Annotated in this window: 17 protein-coding genes and 4 pseudogenes; 10 read left to right on the forward strand and 11 right to left on the reverse strand. The window is 61.8% G+C overall.

Features of this window, described 5'->3' with window-relative positions:
• A pseudogene (locus NKH29_RS31195) lies at positions 1 to 211 on the reverse strand (protein-L-isoaspartate(D-aspartate) O-methyltransferase); the annotation flags it as partial.
• 663 nt (positions 212 to 874) lie between these two features.
• On the opposite strand from NKH29_RS31195, the pseudogene NKH29_RS31200 reads away from it, so the two are divergent.
• Positions 875 to 1,213 (forward strand): annotated as a pseudogene (locus tag NKH29_RS31200) (diacylglycerol kinase); the annotation flags it as partial.
• A gap of 65 nt (positions 1,214 to 1,278) precedes the next feature.
• On the opposite strand, the gene NKH29_RS31205 reads toward NKH29_RS31200, so the two are convergent.
• Complete coding sequence (locus NKH29_RS31205) at positions 1,279 to 1,590, reverse strand: DUF4143 domain-containing protein (RefSeq protein ID WP_353001296.1); 312 nt, start codon at positions 1,588 to 1,590, stop codon at positions 1,279 to 1,281.
• 182 nt (positions 1,591 to 1,772) lie between these two features.
• Here NKH29_RS31205 and NKH29_RS31210 point away from each other — a divergent pair, with 182 nt between their 5' ends.
• From NKH29_RS31210 to NKH29_RS31245, 8 genes are all read left to right on the forward strand, one after another.
• The gene (locus NKH29_RS31210; RefSeq protein WP_353001297.1) at positions 1,773 to 2,975 is read left to right on the forward strand and encodes an ABC transporter substrate-binding protein; all 1,203 of its coding nucleotides are present in this window, start codon (positions 1,773 to 1,775) and stop codon (positions 2,973 to 2,975) included.
• A gap of 76 nt (positions 2,976 to 3,051) precedes the next feature.
• Positions 3,052 to 3,918, forward strand: a complete 867-nt coding sequence (locus NKH29_RS31215) for a branched-chain amino acid ABC transporter permease (RefSeq protein WP_023722333.1) — start codon at positions 3,052 to 3,054, stop codon at positions 3,916 to 3,918.
• 5 nt (positions 3,919 to 3,923) lie between these two features.
• Positions 3,924 to 4,898, forward strand: a complete 975-nt coding sequence (locus tag NKH29_RS31220; protein ID WP_352495643.1) for a branched-chain amino acid ABC transporter permease — start codon at positions 3,924 to 3,926, stop codon at positions 4,896 to 4,898.
• A 4-nt stretch (positions 4,899 to 4,902) separates the two neighbouring features.
• Complete coding sequence (locus NKH29_RS31225; RefSeq protein WP_352495644.1) at positions 4,903 to 5,682, forward strand: ABC transporter ATP-binding protein; 780 nt, start codon at positions 4,903 to 4,905, stop codon at positions 5,680 to 5,682.
• 2 nt (positions 5,683 to 5,684) lie between these two features.
• The gene (locus NKH29_RS31230) at positions 5,685 to 6,407 is read left to right on the forward strand and encodes an ABC transporter ATP-binding protein (protein WP_023722330.1); all 723 of its coding nucleotides are present in this window, start codon (positions 5,685 to 5,687) and stop codon (positions 6,405 to 6,407) included.
• An 8-nt stretch (positions 6,408 to 6,415) separates the two neighbouring features.
• Positions 6,416 to 7,156 carry an aspartate/glutamate racemase family protein gene (locus NKH29_RS31235; RefSeq protein WP_352484980.1) on the forward strand — a complete coding sequence of 247 codons (741 nt, stop codon included), beginning with the start codon at positions 6,416 to 6,418 and terminating at the stop codon, positions 7,154 to 7,156.
• A 102-nt stretch (positions 7,157 to 7,258) separates the two neighbouring features.
• Positions 7,259 to 7,963, forward strand: coding sequence for a GntR family transcriptional regulator (locus NKH29_RS31240; protein WP_023722328.1), 705 nt, complete (start codon positions 7,259 to 7,261; stop codon positions 7,961 to 7,963).
• 643 nt (positions 7,964 to 8,606) lie between these two features.
• A complete protein-coding gene (locus tag NKH29_RS31245) occupies positions 8,607 to 10,535 on the forward strand; it encodes an adenylate/guanylate cyclase domain-containing protein (RefSeq protein WP_352484987.1) in 1,929 nt (642 codons plus the stop codon).
• A gap of 350 nt (positions 10,536 to 10,885) precedes the next feature.
• Here NKH29_RS31245 and NKH29_RS31250 read toward each other — a convergent pair whose 3' ends face one another.
• The 7 genes from NKH29_RS31250 to NKH29_RS31280 all read right to left on the reverse strand — a co-directional run bounded on the left by NKH29_RS31250 (position 10,886) and on the right by NKH29_RS31280 (position 17,463).
• Positions 10,886 to 11,305 (reverse strand): Ohr family peroxiredoxin, encoded by a 420-nt coding sequence (locus NKH29_RS31250; RefSeq protein WP_031195077.1) that lies wholly within the window; start codon positions 11,303 to 11,305, stop codon positions 10,886 to 10,888.
• A 55-nt stretch (positions 11,306 to 11,360) separates the two neighbouring features.
• Entirely contained in the window at positions 11,361 to 12,329 is a 969-nt protein-coding gene (locus NKH29_RS31255; protein WP_502895824.1) for an alpha/beta fold hydrolase, read from the reverse strand.
• Between the two features lie 94 nt (positions 12,330 to 12,423).
• Positions 12,424 to 13,542, reverse strand: coding sequence for a redoxin domain-containing protein (locus NKH29_RS31260; RefSeq protein ID WP_353001298.1), 1,119 nt, complete (start codon positions 13,540 to 13,542; stop codon positions 12,424 to 12,426).
• Between the two features lie 72 nt (positions 13,543 to 13,614).
• The gene (locus tag NKH29_RS31265; protein ID WP_352917809.1) at positions 13,615 to 14,271 is read right to left on the reverse strand and encodes a VOC family protein; all 657 of its coding nucleotides are present in this window, start codon (positions 14,269 to 14,271) and stop codon (positions 13,615 to 13,617) included.
• 37 nt (positions 14,272 to 14,308) lie between these two features.
• On the reverse strand, positions 14,309 to 15,589 hold the full coding sequence (locus NKH29_RS31270; RefSeq protein ID WP_353001299.1) for an epoxide hydrolase family protein: 1,281 nt from the start codon (positions 15,587 to 15,589) through the stop codon (positions 14,309 to 14,311).
• Positions 15,586 to 16,014, reverse strand: coding sequence for a DUF6130 family protein (locus NKH29_RS31275; RefSeq protein WP_352917688.1), 429 nt, complete (start codon positions 16,012 to 16,014; stop codon positions 15,586 to 15,588). The genes NKH29_RS31270 and NKH29_RS31275 overlap by 4 nt, the downstream gene beginning before the upstream one ends.
• 87 nt (positions 16,015 to 16,101) lie before the next feature.
• On the reverse strand, positions 16,102 to 17,463 hold the full coding sequence (locus NKH29_RS31280; protein ID WP_353001300.1) for an epoxide hydrolase family protein: 1,362 nt from the start codon (positions 17,461 to 17,463) through the stop codon (positions 16,102 to 16,104).
• A gap of 226 nt (positions 17,464 to 17,689) precedes the next feature.
• Here NKH29_RS31280 and NKH29_RS31285 point away from each other — a divergent pair, with 226 nt between their 5' ends.
• Entirely contained in the window at positions 17,690 to 20,545 is a 2,856-nt protein-coding gene (locus NKH29_RS31285) for an ATP-binding protein (RefSeq protein WP_352484985.1), read from the forward strand.
• 419 nt (positions 20,546 to 20,964) lie between these two features.
• Here NKH29_RS31285 and NKH29_RS31290 read toward each other — a convergent pair.
• Positions 20,965 to 21,204: pseudogene (locus NKH29_RS31290) on the reverse strand (IS91 family transposase); the annotation flags it as partial.
• 47 nt (positions 21,205 to 21,251) lie between these two features.
• A pseudogene (locus NKH29_RS31295) lies at positions 21,252 to 21,381 on the reverse strand (IS256 family transposase); the annotation flags it as partial.

Below are 21,381 nucleotides of genomic sequence, written 5' to 3' on the forward strand. Positions count from 1 at the left end.
AGCCGATCGGCAGCGGCATGTCTTGGTAGGCATAAGGCGCAACTGATGCTGGCACGAAGAGATGCCGCGGTATCCGCCTCATCGCCGCCAATACCCGCTCATCGAGCGCCGCCTTGCCAAGTTCTTCGCTTGCAAGATCGGTGTGAATTGCAATCATCTCGACCATGTGCCTGCGTAGAACCGCGAGATGCTCTTCGTTCATCGGCTTCATGACGGTGGGGCGCTCCTCAACCAGTCTGCTGCCTCATAGCCTTATACCCTGTTCGTCTTGTCACAGTAACCATGTCGTCGAGAACGCGGCTTCGGTTGGGGCGGGTTGTACCGCCCTGCTATTTCGTCGCCGTCCTTGGTGCTCTCCCGTTCCTCGCACCGGGGTGGAACGGCGTGCGCATCAGAAGCTCGCCAGCCAGGCGACAACATCGATATAGCGGATCGCCAGCCAATTGAGCACCAATAGGCCGAAGGCCAAAACGACGCCGAACCCTGCGCTGTCGTTCACCGGCTCCATCCCGTGCTGATCGTGCGTGATCTGGCGATTGACGATGGCCGAACCTGGGCGAGCCAGCAGCGCGATTCGCGCTGCAGGCCGGCCATACGATAATCAGCGTTAGCCCGCGTGGCGCTGCTGAGAGGAACCGGAATTTCGTGATGGCTTGCCGCCGCCATTGGCGCGGCACTGGGGGACTGGCTGTCCTTCTGGATCGGCAAACGGCTTGGAAAGCGGGTTTCGCACTATTGGCCCCTCTCCTGTTCTTCGAGCGGTGGGGGGTCGCCGGCGCTTCTTCGGTCCCTTGCGTGCATCCGTACCCTTGGTGGCGGGCATCTGCTCGATGCCCGCTCTGACGTTTCAGTTTGCCAATATCGCTTCGGCTCGCCGGAGTTCGTAGCCGACGTTGCACGGTTTTTCGACGTCACGAGAGGACACGTCTTGCTCGCCGGTCCCAAGACGATCGCGAGCGTTCCGGATTTTGCTCGCGCGGATCGGGAACTTGTCGTCGTTCGCTCCAGTATGGATCCCGAGGACACGCTCAAGCGCTTTGCCGGCCGTGTCGTCTTCATCGGCGGCGGTCCACCGGTCTGGGACGCCTACGCGCGCTTCGTCAGCCACTGGGATGTCACGCGGCTGCCCTATGACGGGCCGGCGGACCGCTGGTTCGATGCAAGATGGCTTACGGGGGGTGGCGAAGTTGCCAGAAATCACCGCCACCAATGAAGGCTCGGCTCGTATCGATCTGGGATTATTTAGACCACCTCGCGACCCAAGTTCCAGACCGCATTTTATGCAACTTTACATCGAACACAGAACCGACAGCGGTGCCGCTTGCAATTATTTGGCCGAACGGCGTCACACGGTGATGGTCGTGCAGCACCAGCCCGCGCACAAAACGATCGCGGACTCCTTCCTGCAACTGGTGCAATCCCCGAAAGTCCTGCGGAACCGTTTGCGGAGGCCTTCACCTCGATACCGACGACCCGACCGCGTCGATCCTCGATCACGACGCCGACCTCGTCCTGATCCTTGGTCCGGTAGTGTGAGAAAGACACCCGTCGCTCTGACCACCATGCGAGCTTCAGGAATTCCGACACCACGAACCTCTCGAGCAAAGCACCGCGATCGGTCCTACGTTCTTCGTCTACGGCCGCTCACAAGATTGTCAACAATCTGAGAAAGTTTTGTTGACAGGTGATTGATTTGAGCCTTCACTCACAAAAGTCCGCGTATCGGTCGAGTTCTGTCGCAACAATGCGCGGCCTCCAAAGGGGAAAGAACAATGATCAACAGACGTTCAATAATCACATCCGCGGCGCGCGGCGCCGTCTCCGCGCTGGCAATCATGGCCGGCGGCACAATCGCGGTGCACGCCGCCAACAAGGAACTCAAGATCGGCTTTGTCGGCGTGACGAGTGGCGCGGCCGCTGCGTGGGGCACATCCAACGTCCGCTCGATGCAGACGCGCGCCGCCTGGATCAACGAAACCGGCGGTGTGAAGATTGGTGACGAGACCTATGACATCAAAATCGTCACCTTCGACGACCAGAAGGACCCGAAGCGGGCGATCGCTGGCATGGAGAAGATGGCCCAGGAGGGCATCCACTATGTCGTCGGTCCGAATGTCGACGACGGCGCGGCGGCGGTGCGTCCCGTGGCAGAATCCAAGGGCATCATCTATTTTCCCTACGCATTCCCGAAGGAACTCTACACCCCGCCGGCGTCCAACGCCGTGCTCGGCATGATCGCCAACTACCAGTCGGCTCCGGCGATCTACAAATATCTCATGGAAAACAGGGGCGTGAAAAAAGTTGCCTTTGTCGCCGCCAACGAATCCGATCCGCTGAGCCAGCGGGATGGCGGTGTTGCCGCGGCAAAGGCGCTCGGGCTCGAGGTTGTGGCTGCCACGGATGTCTACCAAAACGATACCCGCGATTTCACGCCGGTACTGACGCCGATCGTTTTGCAAAAACCGGACCTGCTGGTGCTTTCGGGCGTCGCGCCGGGCAATGCGCCGCTGCTGATCCGCGCCGCGCGCGAGCTCGGCTACGAAGGCCTGATCTCCACCGAAACGGCGCAGGATGCCAAGGTGTTGGAAGAGGGCGCGGGCGAGTTGGCCAACGGCTTCATCTCGGTCGGCGGCGCATCGACGCCCGAAATCGCGTCCGACACGATGAAGGAGTTCGTCGAACGCTATACGAAAATGTTCGGCGAATACAATGACGAGTCCAACACCAAGGTCTACGCGCTCGAATACATCATCGAGACGCTGAAGGCGAACCCGGCCGCGATCGACAATGTCGAGGAGTTCAAGAAGACGATCGACACTTTCTCGGCGCCCAATCCCTATCTGAAGGACGATGCCAAGCTGACCTATGTCGGAATGACGTCGTTTGGCCAGAAGCGCCAGCTTTCGGTCCCGATGGTGGTCACGGAATACCGCGACGGCAAGTTCGAGACGCTCTTCGTCGCTCAAGTCGATTGACGCAACTGCACTGAAGCGGATTGCCGCAGAGACTCGAGCATTCGTCTTCAGCCTCTGAACGGCCGGAACCATCCTGATGGAACAAGTCATCGCCAACGGGCTTTATCTTGGCGCGCAATACGCCTTGATCGCGCTCGGTCTGACCCTGATCTTCGCGCTAATGAACGTGCTTAACTTTGCCCATGGGCAGATGTACGTTCTCGGCGGCTTCGTCACCTACACCGTCTATGGCCAGCTCGGCATGCCTTTCGTCGTCGCGCTCGTCGCGTCCGGGGTCACGCTGCTGGTCATTGGAGCGCTTGTCGAGAAATTCCTTTTCAGGACGGTGATTAAGCGAAGCGTGCGGGAGGAAAGTACGATGCTTCTCGCGGCGGCGGTCGCATTCTTCCTCGACGCCGTGATCCTCCTCCTGTTCGGCGAAAAGCAGCGCGGCGTGCCGAAGATCGTCAAAGGCGTCTTCGTCTCCGACAGCCTCATAATGCCTTACGACCGGCTGCTGGTCGGCGCACTCGCCATACTGTTCATCGCCTCCTTCGTGCTTTTCATGCAGTACAGCAAGCCGGGACGCGCCATGCGGGCGCTGGCGCAGGACCGGGTCGCGGCGCAGCTGATGGGCGTCGAGGTCGACCGCTATTCGATGATCGGCTTTGCGCTCGGCGCCATGCTTGCCGGCATAGTCGGGGGGCTGCTGGTCGCCATCACCGGCGTCAATTCGGGCATCGGCGGGCCGATCTCGATCAAGGCGTTCTTGATGGTGATGATCGGCGGGGCCGGCGTGGTCAGCGGAGCGATCGCCGGCGGCTTCATCCTCGGCATGATGGAATCGGTCGGCCTGACGGTGCTACGCCAATATGGCGACGTCACTTATCTCGTCATCTTCGCCGCGCTGATGGTGTTCCTGAGCATCCGCCCGAACGGGCTCATGGGCAAGCCGTGGGGATGATGGACATGAAGCGTACACGCAACATCCTCGTCGTCGCTGTCTTCCTGCTGGTCGTACTCGTCGGCGTGCCCTGGCTGATTGAGGCGACCGGTCGGCTCGACCTCTACTACACGCTGACCTCGGTCGCGCTGCTCAGCATCGCCAGCGCCGGGGTGTGGGTGACTTTCTACATCGGCCGCATAAATATCGGCCAGGGCGCCTTCGCGCTTATGGGCGGCTATGTTTCGGCCATTCTTGTCGTCCAGTACGGTGTGTCGTTCTGGCTGACACTGCCGCTGGCTGGGCTATTCTGCGCCGCTGCAAGCGTGCTGATCGGACTGCCCATCCTCAGACTTCGCGGCGTTTATTTCGCCATGGTCACGCTGGTTTTGACCGAAGTGGCGCGGCTGCTCGCGCTGGCGCTGCCGATCACCAACGGAGCCAAGGGCATGGTCAGCATTCCGCTCCCCGGCGGCATCTCGATCTTCGGGCTGACCATCCTTCCAGATTTCGCGGCGCTCCCCAATCCGCGTCCCGCCTTCTATCTGGTGTCGGTTGTGCTGATGGTGCTGTGCTTTGCGGCGCTCTACCGCCTAGTCCATTCGCGCATTGGCAAACTCTGCCAGTCGTTGCAGCAGAACGAGGAACTGGCCTCCTCGATCGGCGTCAACATCGCCTATCTGCGCGTTATCGCCTACGCCATCTCCTCATTCCTCGGCGGTCTCGGCGGTGCGATGTTCGTCGCCATCTCGCAGTCGATCTATCCGTCGAGCTTCACCGTCACCGACTCGGTGAACTTCATGCTGAACTGCTTCCTCGGCGGGCTCGGCCACGTCTTCGGGCCGATGATCGGCACCTTCGTGCTCTATTTCGGCTGGGATTTCCTGTTCGAGACCGGCGAGTTCCAGTTGCTGATCTTCTCTTCGGTGCTGATCGCGCTGATGCTGTTCCTTCCCAACGGCCTGCTCAGCCTCAGGCTGTTCGGCAAGAAGCAGGGCTAGGACCATGACTGAGCTTCTCCAGATCAAGGCAGTGACCAAACGCTTCGGCGGGCTGGTCGCGGTCAACAATGTTTCCTTCGCGGTCCGCGAACGCGAAATCCTCTCCGTCATCGGCCCCAACGGCGCCGGCAAGTCGACGCTGTTCAAGTTGATTTCCTCTTTCCTCAATCCGACCTCGGGCGAAGTGCTATTCCGGGGAGAGCGGATTTCAGGCCTGGCGCCGCATATCGTCGCCCGGAAGGGCGTGGTGCGCACGTTCCAGGAGACGACGATCTTCAAGGGCATGACGGTGCGCGACAATGTCATCATCGCGCATCACCTGCGTTCCAATGCCAGCCTTGCCGGCTTCTATCTCGGCACGAACACCGCACGGCGCGACGAGGATGAATTCGGCCGCTCGGCCGACGAGATCATCGACTTCCTCGATCTCGGCACGCAACGGCATGAGATCGCCAGCACGCTGCCGCACGGCCATCTGCGCGCGCTCGGGATTGCCATCGGGCTCGCTACCAACCCGACCGTGCTTCTGCTCGACGAGCCCTTCGCCGGCATGAACCATGACGAAACCGTGCGCGCGGTGGAGATGGTGCGCGGCGTGCGGAAGCGCGGCGTGACTGTCCTGCTGGTCGAGCATGATATGCCCGCCGTCATGAACATTTCCGACCGCATCGTCGTCCTGAACTTCGGTGTGAAAATCGCCGAGGGAACGCCGAAGGAAATCCAGGAGAACGAAAAGGTCATCGAGGCCTATCTCGGCGTCGAAGATGAGACGATCGGATTTTAGCCATGAGCGAACTGCTGAAAGTCTCCGACATCGAACTCTACTACGACCATGTCTATGCACTGAAGGGCGTGTCGCTCAACGTCAACGAGGGCGAGACCGTCGCGCTGATCGGCGCGAACGGCGCGGGCAAATCCTCGATCCTGCGCGCCATCACCGGCCTGAAGAAAGTCCGCAGCGGCGAGATTCATTTCCGGGGCCACCGCATCGACGGAACGCGCCCGGACGAGCTGGTCAGGATGGGCATCGCCATGGTGCCGGAGGGTCGGCGCGTCTTTTCCTACATGACGGTGCGCGACAATCTGATGATGGGCGCCTTCACCCGCACCGACAAGGCCGAAATCGCCAGGACGCTGGACATGGTGCTCGCGCGCTTTCCGCGCCTGAAGGAACGCTATTCCCAGACGGCGGGCACGATGAGCGGCGGCGAACAGCAGATGCTGGTGATCGGGCGGGCGCTGATGGCCAAACCGAAGCTTCTGCTGCTCGATGAACCCTCGCTCGGCGTCGCGCCGAAGCTCGTCCAGGACATCGCCCGCTCCATCGTGGCGATCAATCGCGACGAAAAGGTCAGCGTTCTCTTGGTCGAGCAGAATTCGCGCATGGCGCTGCGCATCTCGCAGCGCGCCTACGCACTGACGACCGGAAAGATCGCGCTGGCCGGACATTCGGCTGAGCTGCTTGGCGACGACCGGGTCAAGAAACTCTATCTCGGCGGCGAAATATGAAAGCGCAAATGGACATACTCGTCGTCAATCCCAACACCACTGCGTCCATGACCGAAAAGATCAGCGAGGCGGCGCGCGGCGCGGCTTCGGCCGGCACCAGGATCATCGCCGTCAATCCGAAGGACGGGCCGCCGAGCGTCGAAGGCTATTTCGACGAGGTCTTCGCCATCCCGGGAATGATCGGCGAGATCCAGAGATATCCGGCGGCGAGCGCCTGCGTCATCGCCTGCTTCGACGACACCGGCCTCGACGCAGTACGCTGCGTCGGCGAGATGCCGGTGGTCGGCATCGGCGAAGCGGCGTTTCACATGGCAAGCCTAATTGCCGGCAAGTTCAGCGTGGTGACGACGCTGTCGCGTTCGGTGCCGGCGATCGAGCACAATCTGGTGCGCTACGGCCTCGCCAGCCGCTGCGCTAGGGTGCGGGCAAGCGACGTTCCCGTTCTGGAGCTCGAAGTGCCCGGCTCCAACGCCCGCCATCGAATTTCGGAGGAGATCGAGCGCGCCATCCGCGACGACCGGGCCGAAGCGATTGTGCTGGGATGCGCCGGCATGGCCGACCTCGCCGCCGCGCTCAGCCGCGAACATGGCCTTCCTGTGCTCGACGGCGTCGCCTGCGCGGTACAACTCTGCGAGAGCCTCGTCAGCCTTGGCCTGTCGACCTCGAAGCGCGGCGGCTACCAGGTTCCACTCGAAAAGTCCTTCGCCGGAATCTTTGCGTCCTTTTCGCCCTCCGGCCGTGTATCCTGATGCGTGCAAAATTGTTGACATTCCCACACAGGATGTTCGATGTCCGGCCGGAAACGCGGTGTTCGCGCCGCTATGCGATCCGGCCGCCGGGACAATGAGACGATGGACCTGCTTGGACCAAAGACACGGGATGGCGACAAGCCGACGATGCGCTGGTTTCCGGTCTATGCCGGCCTGCGCGACGCCATCGTCAGCCACCGCCTCGCACCGGGCACAAAGCTGCCCGAGGACGAGCTCGCCTCGATCTATTCGGTGAGCCGCGCGGTGATACGCGCGGCGCTGCAGGCGCTGTCGCATGACCGCTTGGCTCGGCTCGAGCCGAACCGCGGCGCGTTCGTCGCCCAGCCGACCAAGCAGGAAGCGCGCGAGGTGTTCGAAGCGCGAGCGCTGATCGAGCCCAAGGTCGCGGCGCTTGCCGCCGAAGTGGCAAAGCCGGCCGAGATCGCGCAACTGCGGCTTCATCTCGAAAAAGAGCACGAGGCCCTGCATGCCGGCCGCGACAGCGACGCCATAATGCTGTCGGCAAAATTCCATGTCGGCATCGCTGAAATCGCCGGCCATTCGATCCTGACCGGCTTCGTCAAGGACCTGTTGTCGCGGTCGTCGCTGATCATCGCGCTCTACTGGCGCCGCCGCGACACCACCTGCGAAAGCCACGCCCATCACGCCCTCGTTGATTCCATCGAAAAGCACGACGCAAAAAACGCGTCCGACCTGATGCAAAGTCATCTCATCGACCTTCTGTCGGGCCTTGATCTGTCGCTTGGCGAGAAGAAGCCCGAGAGCCTGTCGGACATCTTGCGCTGATCTCCGCTGTCAAACTCTTCGCCGGAGTTCGCCTATGTCCGCACGTGCTGGGCGTGATCGAAGCAATGCATAGCATGCATCGGTCCATGAGGACTGCTTCTTCGTTCCTGCCGTCATAACAGTAGCGCTCGTTGACTCCGCGGCGCTGCCCTCCAGCTTCGGCTACTCCTGCTGCCGCACAACGGACGGGCAATGCGCCGATCAGAGCTTGAGGCACGCAGTCGCAGCAAGGATTGGCAAACTGCCGGTTTTTCTTACGGCCTTTAGATACGACCTGATGCGATCGGTCGATGGCCCTCGCGAGAGGCCAGTTCCAGACTGTCTGTTTATGCGACTTTGGAAGCACAAAAGGGGAACATCTAGCGGCTTATGTGTTTTCGACGTCAACAGCCTCTGGCGGTCAGATCGGCGATCGACCGGCATTGTGAATGCCTGGAAGGGGCCGGAACCGGACTGTCAGCTTTCAAGATGACTGGACAAGATAGCCGGCCCTTGCGTCCAGCCTCGTCTGACCGCTGTGCGCCAGAAGCGACCTTTCGGACCACCGGGGCTAATGGACGACCTCCTGGCTTTGGCCGGGCGGGCTCGTCAGGGCGCCGCGATAGGTGTACAATTTTAGCCATGTTGGGTCCGGGGCCGGATGATGATCGTCCCTCCATTGAACCGGAAACTGCTGGCGATCCTTGCAGCGGATATGGTCGGCTATTCAACGGCGATCGAAATTGACGAAGCTGGCACCATCGGACGCCTGAGAGCTATCCGGGCCGACGTAACCGATACGGCGATCGCTCTGCACCAGGGTCGAATTGTCAAACTATTAGGAGATGGCGCACTTGTCGTCTTCGACAGCGTGGTCGATGCGGTAATCTGCGCAGCCGAAATTCAAAAAGCTGTGGCCGTTCGCAATGGTGGACTGCCGGAGCATGAGCGGATTGTGTTCCGCATCGGGATAAATCTTGGCGATGTGGCGCTCGTGGATGGCGATGTGTATGGCGACGGCGTCAATATCGCTGCTCGGTTGCAGCAACTCGCTGACCCGGGCGGCGTGATCGTATCGGGCACGGCCTTTGACCATCTGCAGGGCAAGCTTGATTGGCCCCTCGATTTCGCTGGCGAGCAGCAAGTCAAGAATATCAATCGCCCCGTGCGGATGTACCGGCTGAGGCTCGATGGCAAGCCGGCGCGCCGCCCGCTTCTCGGAATGATGCCGCGCTGGGCCAGGACGGCTGCGGCGGCCATCGTGGTGCTGGCTCTGGCGGGTGGAGGGACATGGTGGGTCTTTCAGCCTGCGCCACTGGGGGCCAAGCCGTCGATCGCGGTGCTGCCCTTCAATAATTATGGCGGCGACGAGGCCACCGGGCGTTTGGCCGATGGCCTCACCGAAGACATCATCACCGATCTCGCGCAGTTTCCCGAACTCGACGTCGTGGCACGCAATTCGACGCAAGCGTACAAAGGCAAGTCGCTGGATGTCCGCCAGGTCGCGAGTGCGCTCGACGTCGGCTATGTGCTGGAAGGCTCGATCCAGCGCCTGGGCGGTCGGCTGCGGATCACCGCGCAGCTGATCGATGCAAAAACCGGCAACCATCTGTGGTCGGAGCGATGGGACCGGCCTGCTGAAGACGTATTCGCCGTTCAAACCGAGATCGCCGAGCAGGTCACCAACCGCCTCGGCAACGGCGTGGGGCTGATTCAAGGCGCGGGGCGGGCTGCAGCGAAGCGTAAACGGCCGGACAACTTGACTGTCTATGATTACTACCTGCTCGGAACCGAAAGGATTGAAAAGATTACCGTAGCGGATGAGGAGGAGGCCATCAGGCTGCTCAACCTCGCTGTCGAGCTGGACCCGGGGTTCGCCCGCGCCTGGGTGGAACTTTATCATGCTCATAACATATTGGCTGGCTTCGGTATCAATCCCGAGAGCGAGATCAAGGCGGCTGCCGATGTAGCTGAACGCGCGGTGCGGCTCGATCCGAGCGACGCCGAGGCGCACGCCGTTTTTGGCATGAGCCTCAAAGACAAGGGCGACAACGCCCGCGCCAAGGTCGAGCTGGACACGGCCCTCCGCCTCGCTCCGGGTTCGGCCGAAATCCTGACATTCTATTCCGGCTTTGCGGCAGGCTTCGACGAACCCGAACGCGGCGCTCAGTTGGTCGACCAAGTTATACGGCTCGACCCGAATTACCCGATGTGGGCAACTGCTTTCTACTCCACTGCCTATTTTATGGCTGGTCGCTATGAGGACGCCTTGAAGATGCTGGAGCGCAAGACGCCCGATAACTACGGCAAAGGGGGTTGGGTGGTGCGTAGCAGCTCCTTTGCGGCTCTGGGTCGAATCGATGAGGCGAATGCTTCGGTCCGGGAAACCCTTAAACGGTATCCGGACCTGACCGTCGAGGGCATGGTCAATGAATTCAGCTTGAGCAAGACGGAGCGCGGTCGTTTCATCGAGACAATGCCGCTAGCCGGCTTCCCGGCGTGCGCCAAGACCGGGTCGCTGGCAAAACTCGCCAAACCTGTGCGGCTGCCGGAATGCGAGGCGGGGGAGGCGCAGCCTCTCGGGCAGCCATAGAACAAGCTCGGCGCAAAAGGGAGACGTGAGCCGCGAATCGCCGCGGCACTGGCGGGCGCTGTCGCCGAAGGTTGATGGTTGTGACGCCGCGCGAGGCTCCCGCTAGCGAACGAAGAACTCAGGGTCAAACGCTCAAGTGAGTATCCCTATGGTGGAAGCCGGCTGAGCAAGTGATTTTCTGAGCAGTGGCGATTATGTCAGGAATGGGCCGACAACGGATCGGCCGCTTCGAGCCCGTGGATATCGAAAGCGGACATTCACGTCGATGTGGGCATGATCATCATCTGACCCTGAACAGACTGGGAGCGAGGTGCCAAAAGCTTCAACGCCGAAGAGCGATTTAGGTCAAATCAGACGATCCTCATTACGACATCGATGTTGCCCCGTGTCGCTTTGGAGTAAGGACAAATCTCGTGCGCTTCATCCACCAGAATTTGTACCACATCGCGCTCCAGACTCGGCACGGCAATATCCAGTTGGACGCTAAGAAAGTGGCCGTTTTCTCCGTAGTTCAGATTCACCTCGGCCTCGATGCTCATCCCTGCAGGCAGCGCGATTTTTCGTTCGTGGGCCGCAGATGCGATTGCGCTTGCGAAGCTGGCCGACCAGCCGGCCGCGAGCAACTGCTCCGGATTGGTGCCGATGCGCGCCGATCCAGGCGTCGATAGCCAGATGTCCAGAAGACCGTCGGAACTGCGCGAGGCGCCATTTTCGCGACTGCCCGTGGTTGCGGTCCTGGCCGTATAGACAACCCTTGTGATGTGGCTCATGGGCATTCTTTGCTGGTAGCGGTAACCGCCGCTTCGGCGGTTGCCGCGAACTCGATCAGGCGTCGACTTCGACAACGGCATCGGCAAAGGCCTGCGGCGCTTCCTGGGGCAGGTTGTGCCCGATGCCGCCGGTGACGACCCGATGCGCGTATCTGCCCGGGAACATCGTGGCGTATACGCTGGCGTCCGGATGCGGCGCGCCATTGGCGTCGCCTTCGAGGGTGATCGTCGGCACGCCGATGACCGGTGCCTGCGCGAGTCGCTCCTCGAACGCGTCGTATTGCTGCTCGCCGGCGGCGAGTCCGAGCCGCCAGCGATAATTGTGGACCACAATGGCCACGTGATCGGGATTGTCGAAGGCTGCGGCGCTGCGCTCGAATGTGGCATCGTCGAAATTCCACCGCGGCGACGCGAGTTGCCAGATCAGCCTGGTGAAATCTCGTGTGTATTTCTCGTAGCCGGCGCGGCCGCGATCGGTGGCGAAGTAATATTGATACCACCATTGCAGCTCGGCCTTGGGTGGCAGCGGCAGCTTGCCGGCTTGCTGGTTGCCGATGAGGTAGCCGCTCACCGAGACCATCGCCTTGCAGCGTTCAGGCCATAGTGCGGCAATGATGTTCGCGGTGCGCGCGCCCCAGTCGCAGCCGCCAATCGTCGCCTTTTCGATGCCCAGTGCGTCCATCAGGGCGACAATGTCCGCGGCAATCGCTGACTGCTGACCGTTGCGCATCGTGTCGTCCAACAGGAATCGGGTCGTGCCGTATCCGCGCAGGTAGGGAACAATCACGCGGTGGCCTTTCGCTGCCAGCAGAGGAGCGACATCGGCATAGGTGTGGATGTCATACGGCCAGCCATGTAGCAGGATGACAGGCGGGCCGTCGGTCCGTCCAAGTTCCGCATAGCCGACGCTCAGCACGCCGGCCTCGATCCGCTTCAAGGGCCCAAAGGACGCCGCAGGCTCTCCAGTCGTCTGTTGCGCTTGTGCCGGGCCGATTAGGCCGAACTGAGTGGCGGCGACAGCCATCGCGGCGGCGCCAAAGAACCGACGGCGATCTTGGTCGATTTCATCGGGGATATTGAGCGAATGCATTTGGGAACCTCTATCCTTGCGCGGGCGATCAGCCGAACGTGAATGCAAAGACCTCCACGCCTGAGTCGAGAAACTCGATCTCGAACTGGCGATCGACGATGGGTTTCGATTGTCGGATCAGTTGGTACAGGCGCTGCTCTGTCACTGCGCCTTCGCCCATTTCATTGACGTCGATGCCGTGAGCCGTGCCTGGCGGCTGCCCGTCGATCAGCACGCGAAATCTCACAGACGTTCCCGGCGCTGCCGGACCCATGACCAGATGAAGGTCGCGCGCGTGAAAACGGTACGCGATGCGGGCATCGGACTTGTTCAGTACGGCGGTTTCTTTCCTTACCGTCCAACTGCCAGACAGCCCCCACTCATTCAGGCGTAGTCGCGCCGGCACGTCGTAGATGTGCGGCGCGTCCAAGACCGCTTCACCGCCGGAGGCAAAATTCTGGGTGCGTTCGTAGCCGAGATAATTTTCCGGAGACTTGAGGGTCTCCCAATCGGCCGCGGCTTCGATGCCGCGGGCATCCACCGACACAGGCTCACGGTCGAATCCGCCGGCGCCAGCCTCAGTCAGCAATTCCTGGATGACCATTTCCGACTGTTGGTATGAGCCCTCGCCAAAGTGGTGATACCGGACGCGTCCCCGCGAATCGACGAAATAGAGTGCCGGCCAGTACTGGTTGCTGAAAGCCCGCCATATGAGATGGTCGTTGTCGACGGCGATCGGGTAATCGATCCCCAGGTCTTTCACCGCCCGGTGCACGTTGTTCAGGTCTTTTTCGAACGAGAACTCCGGCGCGTGGATTCCGATCACCACCAAACCATGCTTCCGGTATTTCTCGTCCCAGGCCTGAACGTAGGGAAGCGTGCGCAGCCAGTTGACGCAGGTGTAGGTCCAGAAATCGATGAGGACGACCTTGCCATGCAAAGCCGACGCCGTCAGCGGCGGCGAATTTATCCACTCGTGCGCCACGCCAAGCGAAGCAAGCTCGGATTGACTCTCGAACTGGTCGGAGGAAAGTCCGTGAAGGAACGGAACCCTCATCGGTGCGGAGGGTATCGGCTGAGCCACATTCGTGTCTCCCAGAAAACTGGCAATCGGAGCCCCGATTGCCATTGCGAGCGCCACGGCGACGAGCAGCTTAATTGCTTTCATCGACGACGCCTTTTCAGTTTCGATCGATATCGCCGCCCAGACGGTTCAGCGGCGCGCTGCGCGCTGAATCCTTCAGAGCGGAAGCTCTTTGCCGGCCTGCTCAGCCACCATGTATTCCGCGTACCAGTCCGGCCAGTTCTCATCGCGCTGGCCGCCGTTGCGCTTCTCGTGCTCGCCGTGGGCCTCCGACGCGCGTCGCAGCGCGGCAACAAGATCCGCTCCGGAAGCGTAGGTCGTGGTGTCGATCCGGCCGGGAAAGCGGGTGGTGATTTCCTGCAGCAGCCATTCGTTGCCGTCCGGGTCCTTGAACGTCGCGAACGAGGAGTAGCTGCGCCGCTCGGGATCGCGCCCCTTGACCGCCGGCTTGCCGGGACCTGTGCGGTGAAACGCCTCGCTGACCTCGGCGCCGTGGCCAATGAGCTCGGCGCACGCCGCCTCGATGTCCGACACGACAAGATAAAGCCCGCTTGCCGAGCCGGGCTCCGCCGTCGTGACCCCCGTGCCGAAGTGGATCGAGGCAGGCGAGCCCGGAGGTGTGAACTGCACACCCCGGAACGTATCGCCGACGACGAAATCGCCGTCGAGCCGCCAGCCCAGGCCGATATAAAAGCTCTTGGCGCGATCGACGTCCGAGACGGGGATGACCACGACCTCGAGCTTCATGTCGAGCGCCTGCTTTTTGAGGGTCCCGGTCGCAGTTTCGTGCTTTTCGTCACGGGGCGTTTTCATGGTTTGATACATTTGTCGTTCCTTTCGAGTGAGGTGGTTATTTGGTTTGCCGCAGCGGCCTGAACGCGGCGCGCAACTCGGCAGAAAAGAGCTCCGGCCGCTCCCACGCGGCGAAGTGGCCGCCTTTGTCGACCTCATGGAAGTAGATCAGGTTGGGGTAGGCGCGCCGGGCCCACGTCTCGGGGGCCTGATAGCCTTCCCCCGGAAAGACCGTGATGGCCACCGGCAGCGAGACTTCGCTGGTCTTTTCAGGGCCGGCAAAAACGGGACTGCGCCCGCCGCCGTACTCCCAGTAAATTCGCCCGGACGAGGTGGCGGTGTCCGTCAGCCAGTACAGCGTGATATCGTCCAGCACCTCGTCAGGCGACTTTTCGGGGTCGCTTTTGTCGTAGGTCCAGCCCGAAAAGCCCGGATGCCCGAGCATCCAAGCGGCGAGCCCTGCGGGGGAGTCATTGATGGCGTAACCGATCGTCTGGGGCCGGGTGCCCATCATCGTGGCGTAGGATCTGTTCCCCATCTTGGCGGCCATGCTGAGCGCATCGAACGCCGCGCGCTCCTTATCCATGAGCCCCGCCGGCGCCGGTCCGCCGGCGGCGAGCACCGCGGCAATCTCTGGCGGTACGACAGCCGGCAGGTTGACATGAATGCCGAGCAGGCCTGCCGGGGCCAGACGTCCCATTGCATTCGAAACGGGAGAGCCCCAGTCGCCGCCCTGGGCGACGTAATCTGTGTAGCCAAGGCGCTTGATCAGCTCTGCCCAGGCTCGTGCAATGCGGTCTGTACCCCAGCCGGTATCTGTGGGTTTGCCGGAGAAGCCGAAACCCGGCAACGACGGCAGTACGAGGTCGAACGCGTCTTCCGGGCTACCGCCATGCGCCGTGGGATCGGTGAGAGGGCCGACGGTCTTGAGCAGTTCCAGCACCGAGCCGGGCCAGCCATGCGTCATGATCAGCGGCAGGGCATTGGGATGTTTCGAGCGAACGTGAATGAAGTGGATGTCCACTCCGTCGATCGTGGTCATGAACTGGGGCAGGGAATTCAGCTTCGCTTCCGCTGTCCGCCAGTCGTAGGCCGTGCCCCAATACTCGACGAGCGGCCTGATCTTCGCGAGCTGTATGCCCTGCGACTGGTCATCGACCATCTCCCGGTCGGGCCACCTTGTCTGCGCAATGCGACTGCGAAGATCATCGAGCGGCGCTTGCGGCACATAGACTTTGAAGGGCCGGATCGAGCGATCCTCGACCGGGTTGGCGGAGGCGGGCGCGGAAAGGATGCAAAGCCCGAATGCCAGCACGGCCGCCAGTTGGTCGAGCCTCATGGCTGCACCTTCTTGTCCGGAGTGTGGAACGTCACCGTTTGTTTGGTGAAGACTTTGCCTTCGGGATCCACCACCTCGATCAGCACCTTGTGCTGGCCGCTTGGCATGCCAACCAAGATGATGGTGTTGCTCTGACCGTAGTCCGCCCACGCCCAAGGCAGGTCGTCGACGGTGACGTGCAGATGCCCGACCCGCGGAGACACGTTGCGCGCGGCCGCCCCGCCCACAGGCAGGATGCGCAAGTTCTCCATCCGGTACGGGATGAACACGACGCCGCTGGCCAACGGACCCGGAAGCGGCGGCTCCACGATCAGCTTGGGTGCGGGCTCGTTGTCGATGGGAACGACCGTGCTCTGGGCAAACGCGCCCGTGGCGAGCACGGTGCAAACCGCGAGTGCGGTGAGCGTCTTGATGAGGGGGTTCATTGCAGTCGCTCCCTTCGGAGGTTCGCTACGCAGCTATCGCTGGGCGGAAGATGACGAGCGTCCGGCGCGCCATCCCCCGCCAACACGTCATGTCTGCAACGTCTTGAATGTTGCGCGCACCTCATCGGTGAAACTCTTCGGCTGCTCCCAGGCGGCGAAATGGCAGCCCTTGTCCGTGCGGCCATAGTGCAGAAGCTTCGGGAACGCGCGTTCGGTCCAACTCTTCGGTGCGGTGTAGATTTCACTGGGGTTCGCAGTCGCACCGACGGGAATGGTGATGCCCTTGGCGTCGAAGAAGCCGGCCTTCGCCGTTTGCGTATGTTCCCAATAGAGACGTGCCGACGAGATCGCCGTGTTCGTCAGCCAGTAGAACGTGATGTTGTCGAGGATGTCGTCGCGGGTAAGGCCCTCCGGCTCTCCATCGAAGGAGCGGGCGATCAGCGCATAACTGTCCGCATCGTGATCGAGGATCCACGCCGCCAGGCCGGCCGGTGAATCGACGATCCCGTAGAGCGTTTGCGGACGAAGAGCCATCTCGTTGGCGTAGCCCAGGCCGTTTTTGTAGAAGAACGCTACCTGCTCGTAGGCACGCTTCTCGTCGGGGCCAAGATCAGCGGGGGGCGGACCGCCGGAGGCCAGCGCCTTCACGATCTCCGGCGGAATGGTCCCCGGCATATTCGTGTGGATGGCGACCAGCTCGGGAGGTGCGATCAGGGCCATCTGTTCCGTGATGAGTGCTCCCCAATCGCCGCCCTGCGCGACGTAGCGGTCGTACCCGAGGCGTTTCATCAGCACGATCCACGCCCGCGCGATGCGCCCCGGATCCCAACCGGTTTCGGTGGGCTTGCCGGAAAAGCCGTAGCCCGGCATCGACGGGATCACCACGTCGAACGCCTCCGCCTCCGTACCTCCGTGCGCAGTGGGATTGGTCAACGGGTCGATGATCTTCAAGAGTTCGATGACCGAACCGGGCCAGCCGTGCGTGATGATGACAGGCAGGGCGCCCTGATGCTTAGACTTCACATGGATGAAGTGGATGTCGAGCCCATCGATCTCGGTGACGAAATTCGGCAGCGCCTTCAACTGCGCCTCGCACTTGCTCCAATCGTATTCCGTTCCCCAGTACTGCATGAGCTTCTGCATTGTGGCGAGTTGCACGCCCTGCGTTGGCCCTACAGTTGCAGGGGTCGACCAGATCCGCCGGGACGCCTCGTCGGAGACGAGTTCGCGCTCGGGCCAGCGCGTGGCGGCGATGCGCCGGCGAAGCTCATTGATCTCCTCCTGCGGGAAACTGACGGAGAAAGGGCGGATGGCATCGCTCGTGGATGCGGCGGCCAATTGCGACGGGAGCAGGCTTGCCGCGCCGGCGGCGGCGATGCCGGCCGCCGCAGTGCCCAAAAGTCGCCGGCGATCCTGGTCGATTGCTTCGGAGGTTCTGGTCGTCTCCATGGGTCTCTCCTGGGTTGATGGGTTTGCGATCTATCTACGTAGCTTGAACTACGCCCAGGAGGCGGGATTAGCCCGTTATGCGTCGTGAGCTTGTGTTAGCCGCTGCCAGCCTGCCGCTTTTTTGAGCAGATAGGAGGCGCCTAGACTGTGAGACTCCCTATGGTGCAGGAGCGCTCCTTGACTTAAACTGCGGCGCTGGGTGCAGGCGGCTCCAAAAGAAGACGCCATGACGAAAACGGGAATACAAGCCAAAGACAGATTGTCGTTTGGCCCTTTCCATTTTGCTGCGGGTGAAAGGCTCCTGACAAGAGAAGGCGCTCCCGTAGAGCTGGGTTCGCGCGCCATCGACATTCTCATAGTCCTGACCTCTGCACCGAATGAAGTCGTCAGCAAGAAAGATCTAATGTCGCGGGTTTGGCCGGATGTCGTCGTCGAGGAAGGCAGCCTGCGGTTCCACATGACCGGACTGCGCAGGGCGCTGGGCGATGGAAAGGATGGCGCGCGGTACATCGCGACGCTTCCGGGGCGGGGCTATTGCTTCGTTGCGCCGGTTTTGCGATTAAACAGCCCACGCGACGAAGCCCTATTCATTGCCGCTGAGTTTCCGCACGCGAATCTTCCAAACCGCTTGAGCCGGATGGTCGGACGGGACGAGGATGTTCTTAAGCTGTCGGTGCAGCTGAATGCTTCGCGGTTCGTCACCATCGTTGGCGCCGGTGGCGTCGGCAAAACCACCGTCGCGATCGCAGTCGGGCATCACCTGATCGAAGCATTTTCAGGGGCGGTCTTGTTCGTCGATCTGGGAATGATCGGCGATCCCGGTCTGGTGACGACAGCCGTCGCCTCGATGCTTGGACTAACGGTTCAAACAGAGGATGCGACGCCCAACCTGATCGCTTACTTGCGCAACAAGCGGATTCTGTTGATCCTCGATACCTGTGAGCATCTCGTGGATGCGGTGGCGCCTCTGGCCTCGAGCATCGTCGATGCGGCGTCACAGGTCTACATCCTGGCGACGAGCCGCGAGGCGCTTCGGGTCGAGGGCGAACATATCTGCCGGTTGGATGCGCTTGCGTTTCCGCCCGACGAACCGGGGCTAACGGCGGCCATCGTCCAGACATTCCCGGCCACCCAGCTGTTCGTCGAGCGAGCGGTGGCAGGTGGCGCTCGTTTGGACATCGGCGACGCCGAGGCCTTGATCATCGCAAGCATCTGCCGAAAGCTTGACGGGGTGGCGCTCTCGATCGAACTGGCGGCCAGACGTGTCGAATCCTATGGGCTGCAGCAGACAGCCGCGCTTCTCGATCAACGCCTGACACTGCTGTGGCTCGGTTCACGGACAGCGCCGCCGCGTCAGCAGACCTTGCAGGCGACACTAGACTGGAGCTTTGGGCTCCTGACCGACGTTGAGCGCGTGGTGCTTCGCAGGCTCGCTGTATTCGTCGGTCATTTCACGCTCGATGCCGCCCTGGAGGTCGTGACGAGCGCGACCCTCGACCGATCGACCGTCCTTGGCGCCATGGACAGTCTTGTCGGCAAATCGATCGTGGCGACGCGTCCGGTTGGAGCAATGATGCGCTACAGGCTCCTCGATACGACGCGCGCCTACGTTCTCGACATCCGGATCGATGACGCCGAGGCTGCCGATCTGGCAGTGCGCCACGCCGCCTACTATCGGAGATGGCTGGAGCAGACCGGGATCGAGTGGCCAAGCCTGGCGACCGGTGAGGAGCGGGCGCCCCACTTCGCCGCCATCAACAATGTCCGGGCTGCCCTGGAATGGTGCTTCGGCGACAGCGGAAACGCCAACATCGGCGTCGGACTCGCCAGCGCTGTCGCGCCGGTTTTCCTGGCAATGTCCTTGTTGCCGGAGTGTCATCGCTGGTCTGAAAGAGCAATATTCGCTTTCGACGATGCCGCCCTTGGCGGACTTGACGAGATGCATCTTCAGGCAGCCCTCGGCGTGTCCTTCATGTTCATGCGGGGAGGACGCGACAGGGCGCGCGTAGCTCTGGAGAGGAGCCTGGCGATCGCCGAGCAGCGCGGCGATCCGCTGGACCGGGTGCGTCTGTTGGGTTCGCTCAACATGTTCCATCTGCGGACGGGCAATTTCGCAACCGCCCTTGAGTTTGCAAGGCGTTGTTCAGCCACAGCCGCGACCTTGGACGACTCGGTCGTCAACGCGCTGGCACACTCGATCCTGGGCATCTCGCTCCACCTGCGAGGCGACCTCGCGGAGGCCCGCGCAGAGCTGGAGGCGGCGCTCGACCGTGGGCCGCGCTCCCAGCGGACCACGACGATCTATCTGGGCTTCGAAGGCAAAATCCTGGCCAGGGCCATCCTGGCGAGGAACCTTTGGCTACAAGGCCATCCGGACCAAGCCATGGCACACGCCCGACAGGCCGTCGAAGAGGCTGCCGCCATGGATCATTCTCTAACGTTGGCGATCGCGTTGATCTGGGCGATATCGGTCTTCCTGTGGACCGGTGACCTGAAGAGCGCCGAGGCGTACATAGATATGCTCATCGCCCGCGCGGAATCCCATTCCATGACTCCGTACCTGCTGGTCGGTCGGGGCTTCAAAAGCGAAGTCGCGATCCGTCACGGCGATGCAAAAAGCGGCGTCGAGGGCCTGCAGACATCTCTTCGGAAGCTCCACGCGGCGCCTTATGAATTGCTCACGACGCCGCTCAACCTCTCGCTAGTTAGGGGACTATCCGCGATCGGTCAGGTTGATGAAGCCATTGCGTTGATCGACGAGTCGCTTGGTCAAGTCGAAAAGAACGGCGACCAGTTGTACCTCCCGGAGTTGCTGCGGATGAAGGGAAGCCTCCTTCTCCAGTCGGAGCGCAACCGTGATGAAGCTGCCGCCTACCTCATGCAGGCACTGGAGTTGAGCCGAAGTCAGCGCGCACGGGCATGGGAGTTGCGAACCGCAATCGACATGGCGACGCTGATGGCCGGGCGCGGGGAGATCAACAGCGCTCGCGAGCTCTTGCAGTCGGTTGCGGCGTATTTTGTGGAGAGCCTGAATACGGCGGATGTCGGGGCTGCCGAACACCTGCTGGCGACACTGAGGTAGAGCCTCAATGCCACTTCTCCTAATGGTGTCGTCCCCTCTCGGCGCAATTTCGACGGTGGTGTGGGCACTATTAATGTCGGCTTCGGGAGGACAGGAGTGGCTGGCTGAATGACCGACATGCTGAAGGGTTTCGGGTGCCGTCAGGCGTACGAAAGTCTCTCATGCAGGAACCCGCGGGCCGCAGACGACGGCCTATGGGGATTTGTGTTTCGGAGCGTGCCTGGGTCTGTCGCGAACTTCCGCATAGGATGCGGTGGGCATGGCGTGGAAGCGGCTTCCGGGCCCGGTCGCAGAGCCTGGAGCGTTGATTCCGACGGGATTGGTGTGCGTGACGACCGGCTCGACGGCCATGTGCACATAACATCCCGTTGACCGTCGCCGGCGTGGCGCGGTCGTACGAGCAACTTGGTCATGCCGGGTCATGAGGTGTTCTCCCGGTTCGGCGCTCGTGAGGTTGGCGGCGCACGAGGCTGGCACCACCGTTCGAACCTCTCGATGACCACCATGCGCCCGCCGCAGCAAGGGCAAGGCGGGCGAACGTCAGCCGGTTATGCTGAAGGGTTGTCTTCGGGTGGCGGAGCGACGTTCAGCAGTTCGCGCACGAGTGCGAGGCTGGCTTTGCGGGCGGAGCCGGCGAGCAGTCCATAGTGACGGATGCGCCGCGCGCATGGAACTGTCAGGAATTCTGTGCGCGAGGCCGGTTTCGTCATTGGCTGACGAACCTTTCGCCGAAGACGACGGCGAACTGGGTCTTGGCCTCGAACCATTCGCGCGGCGGTCGTTTCCATTCCTCGGCCGCGTGGTTCAGCACCAAATATAGCAGCTTCATGGCCGCA

Source organism: Mesorhizobium sp. M1295 (genome assembly GCF_040318135.1).
Lineage (GTDB): Bacteria > Pseudomonadota > Alphaproteobacteria > Rhizobiales > Rhizobiaceae > Mesorhizobium.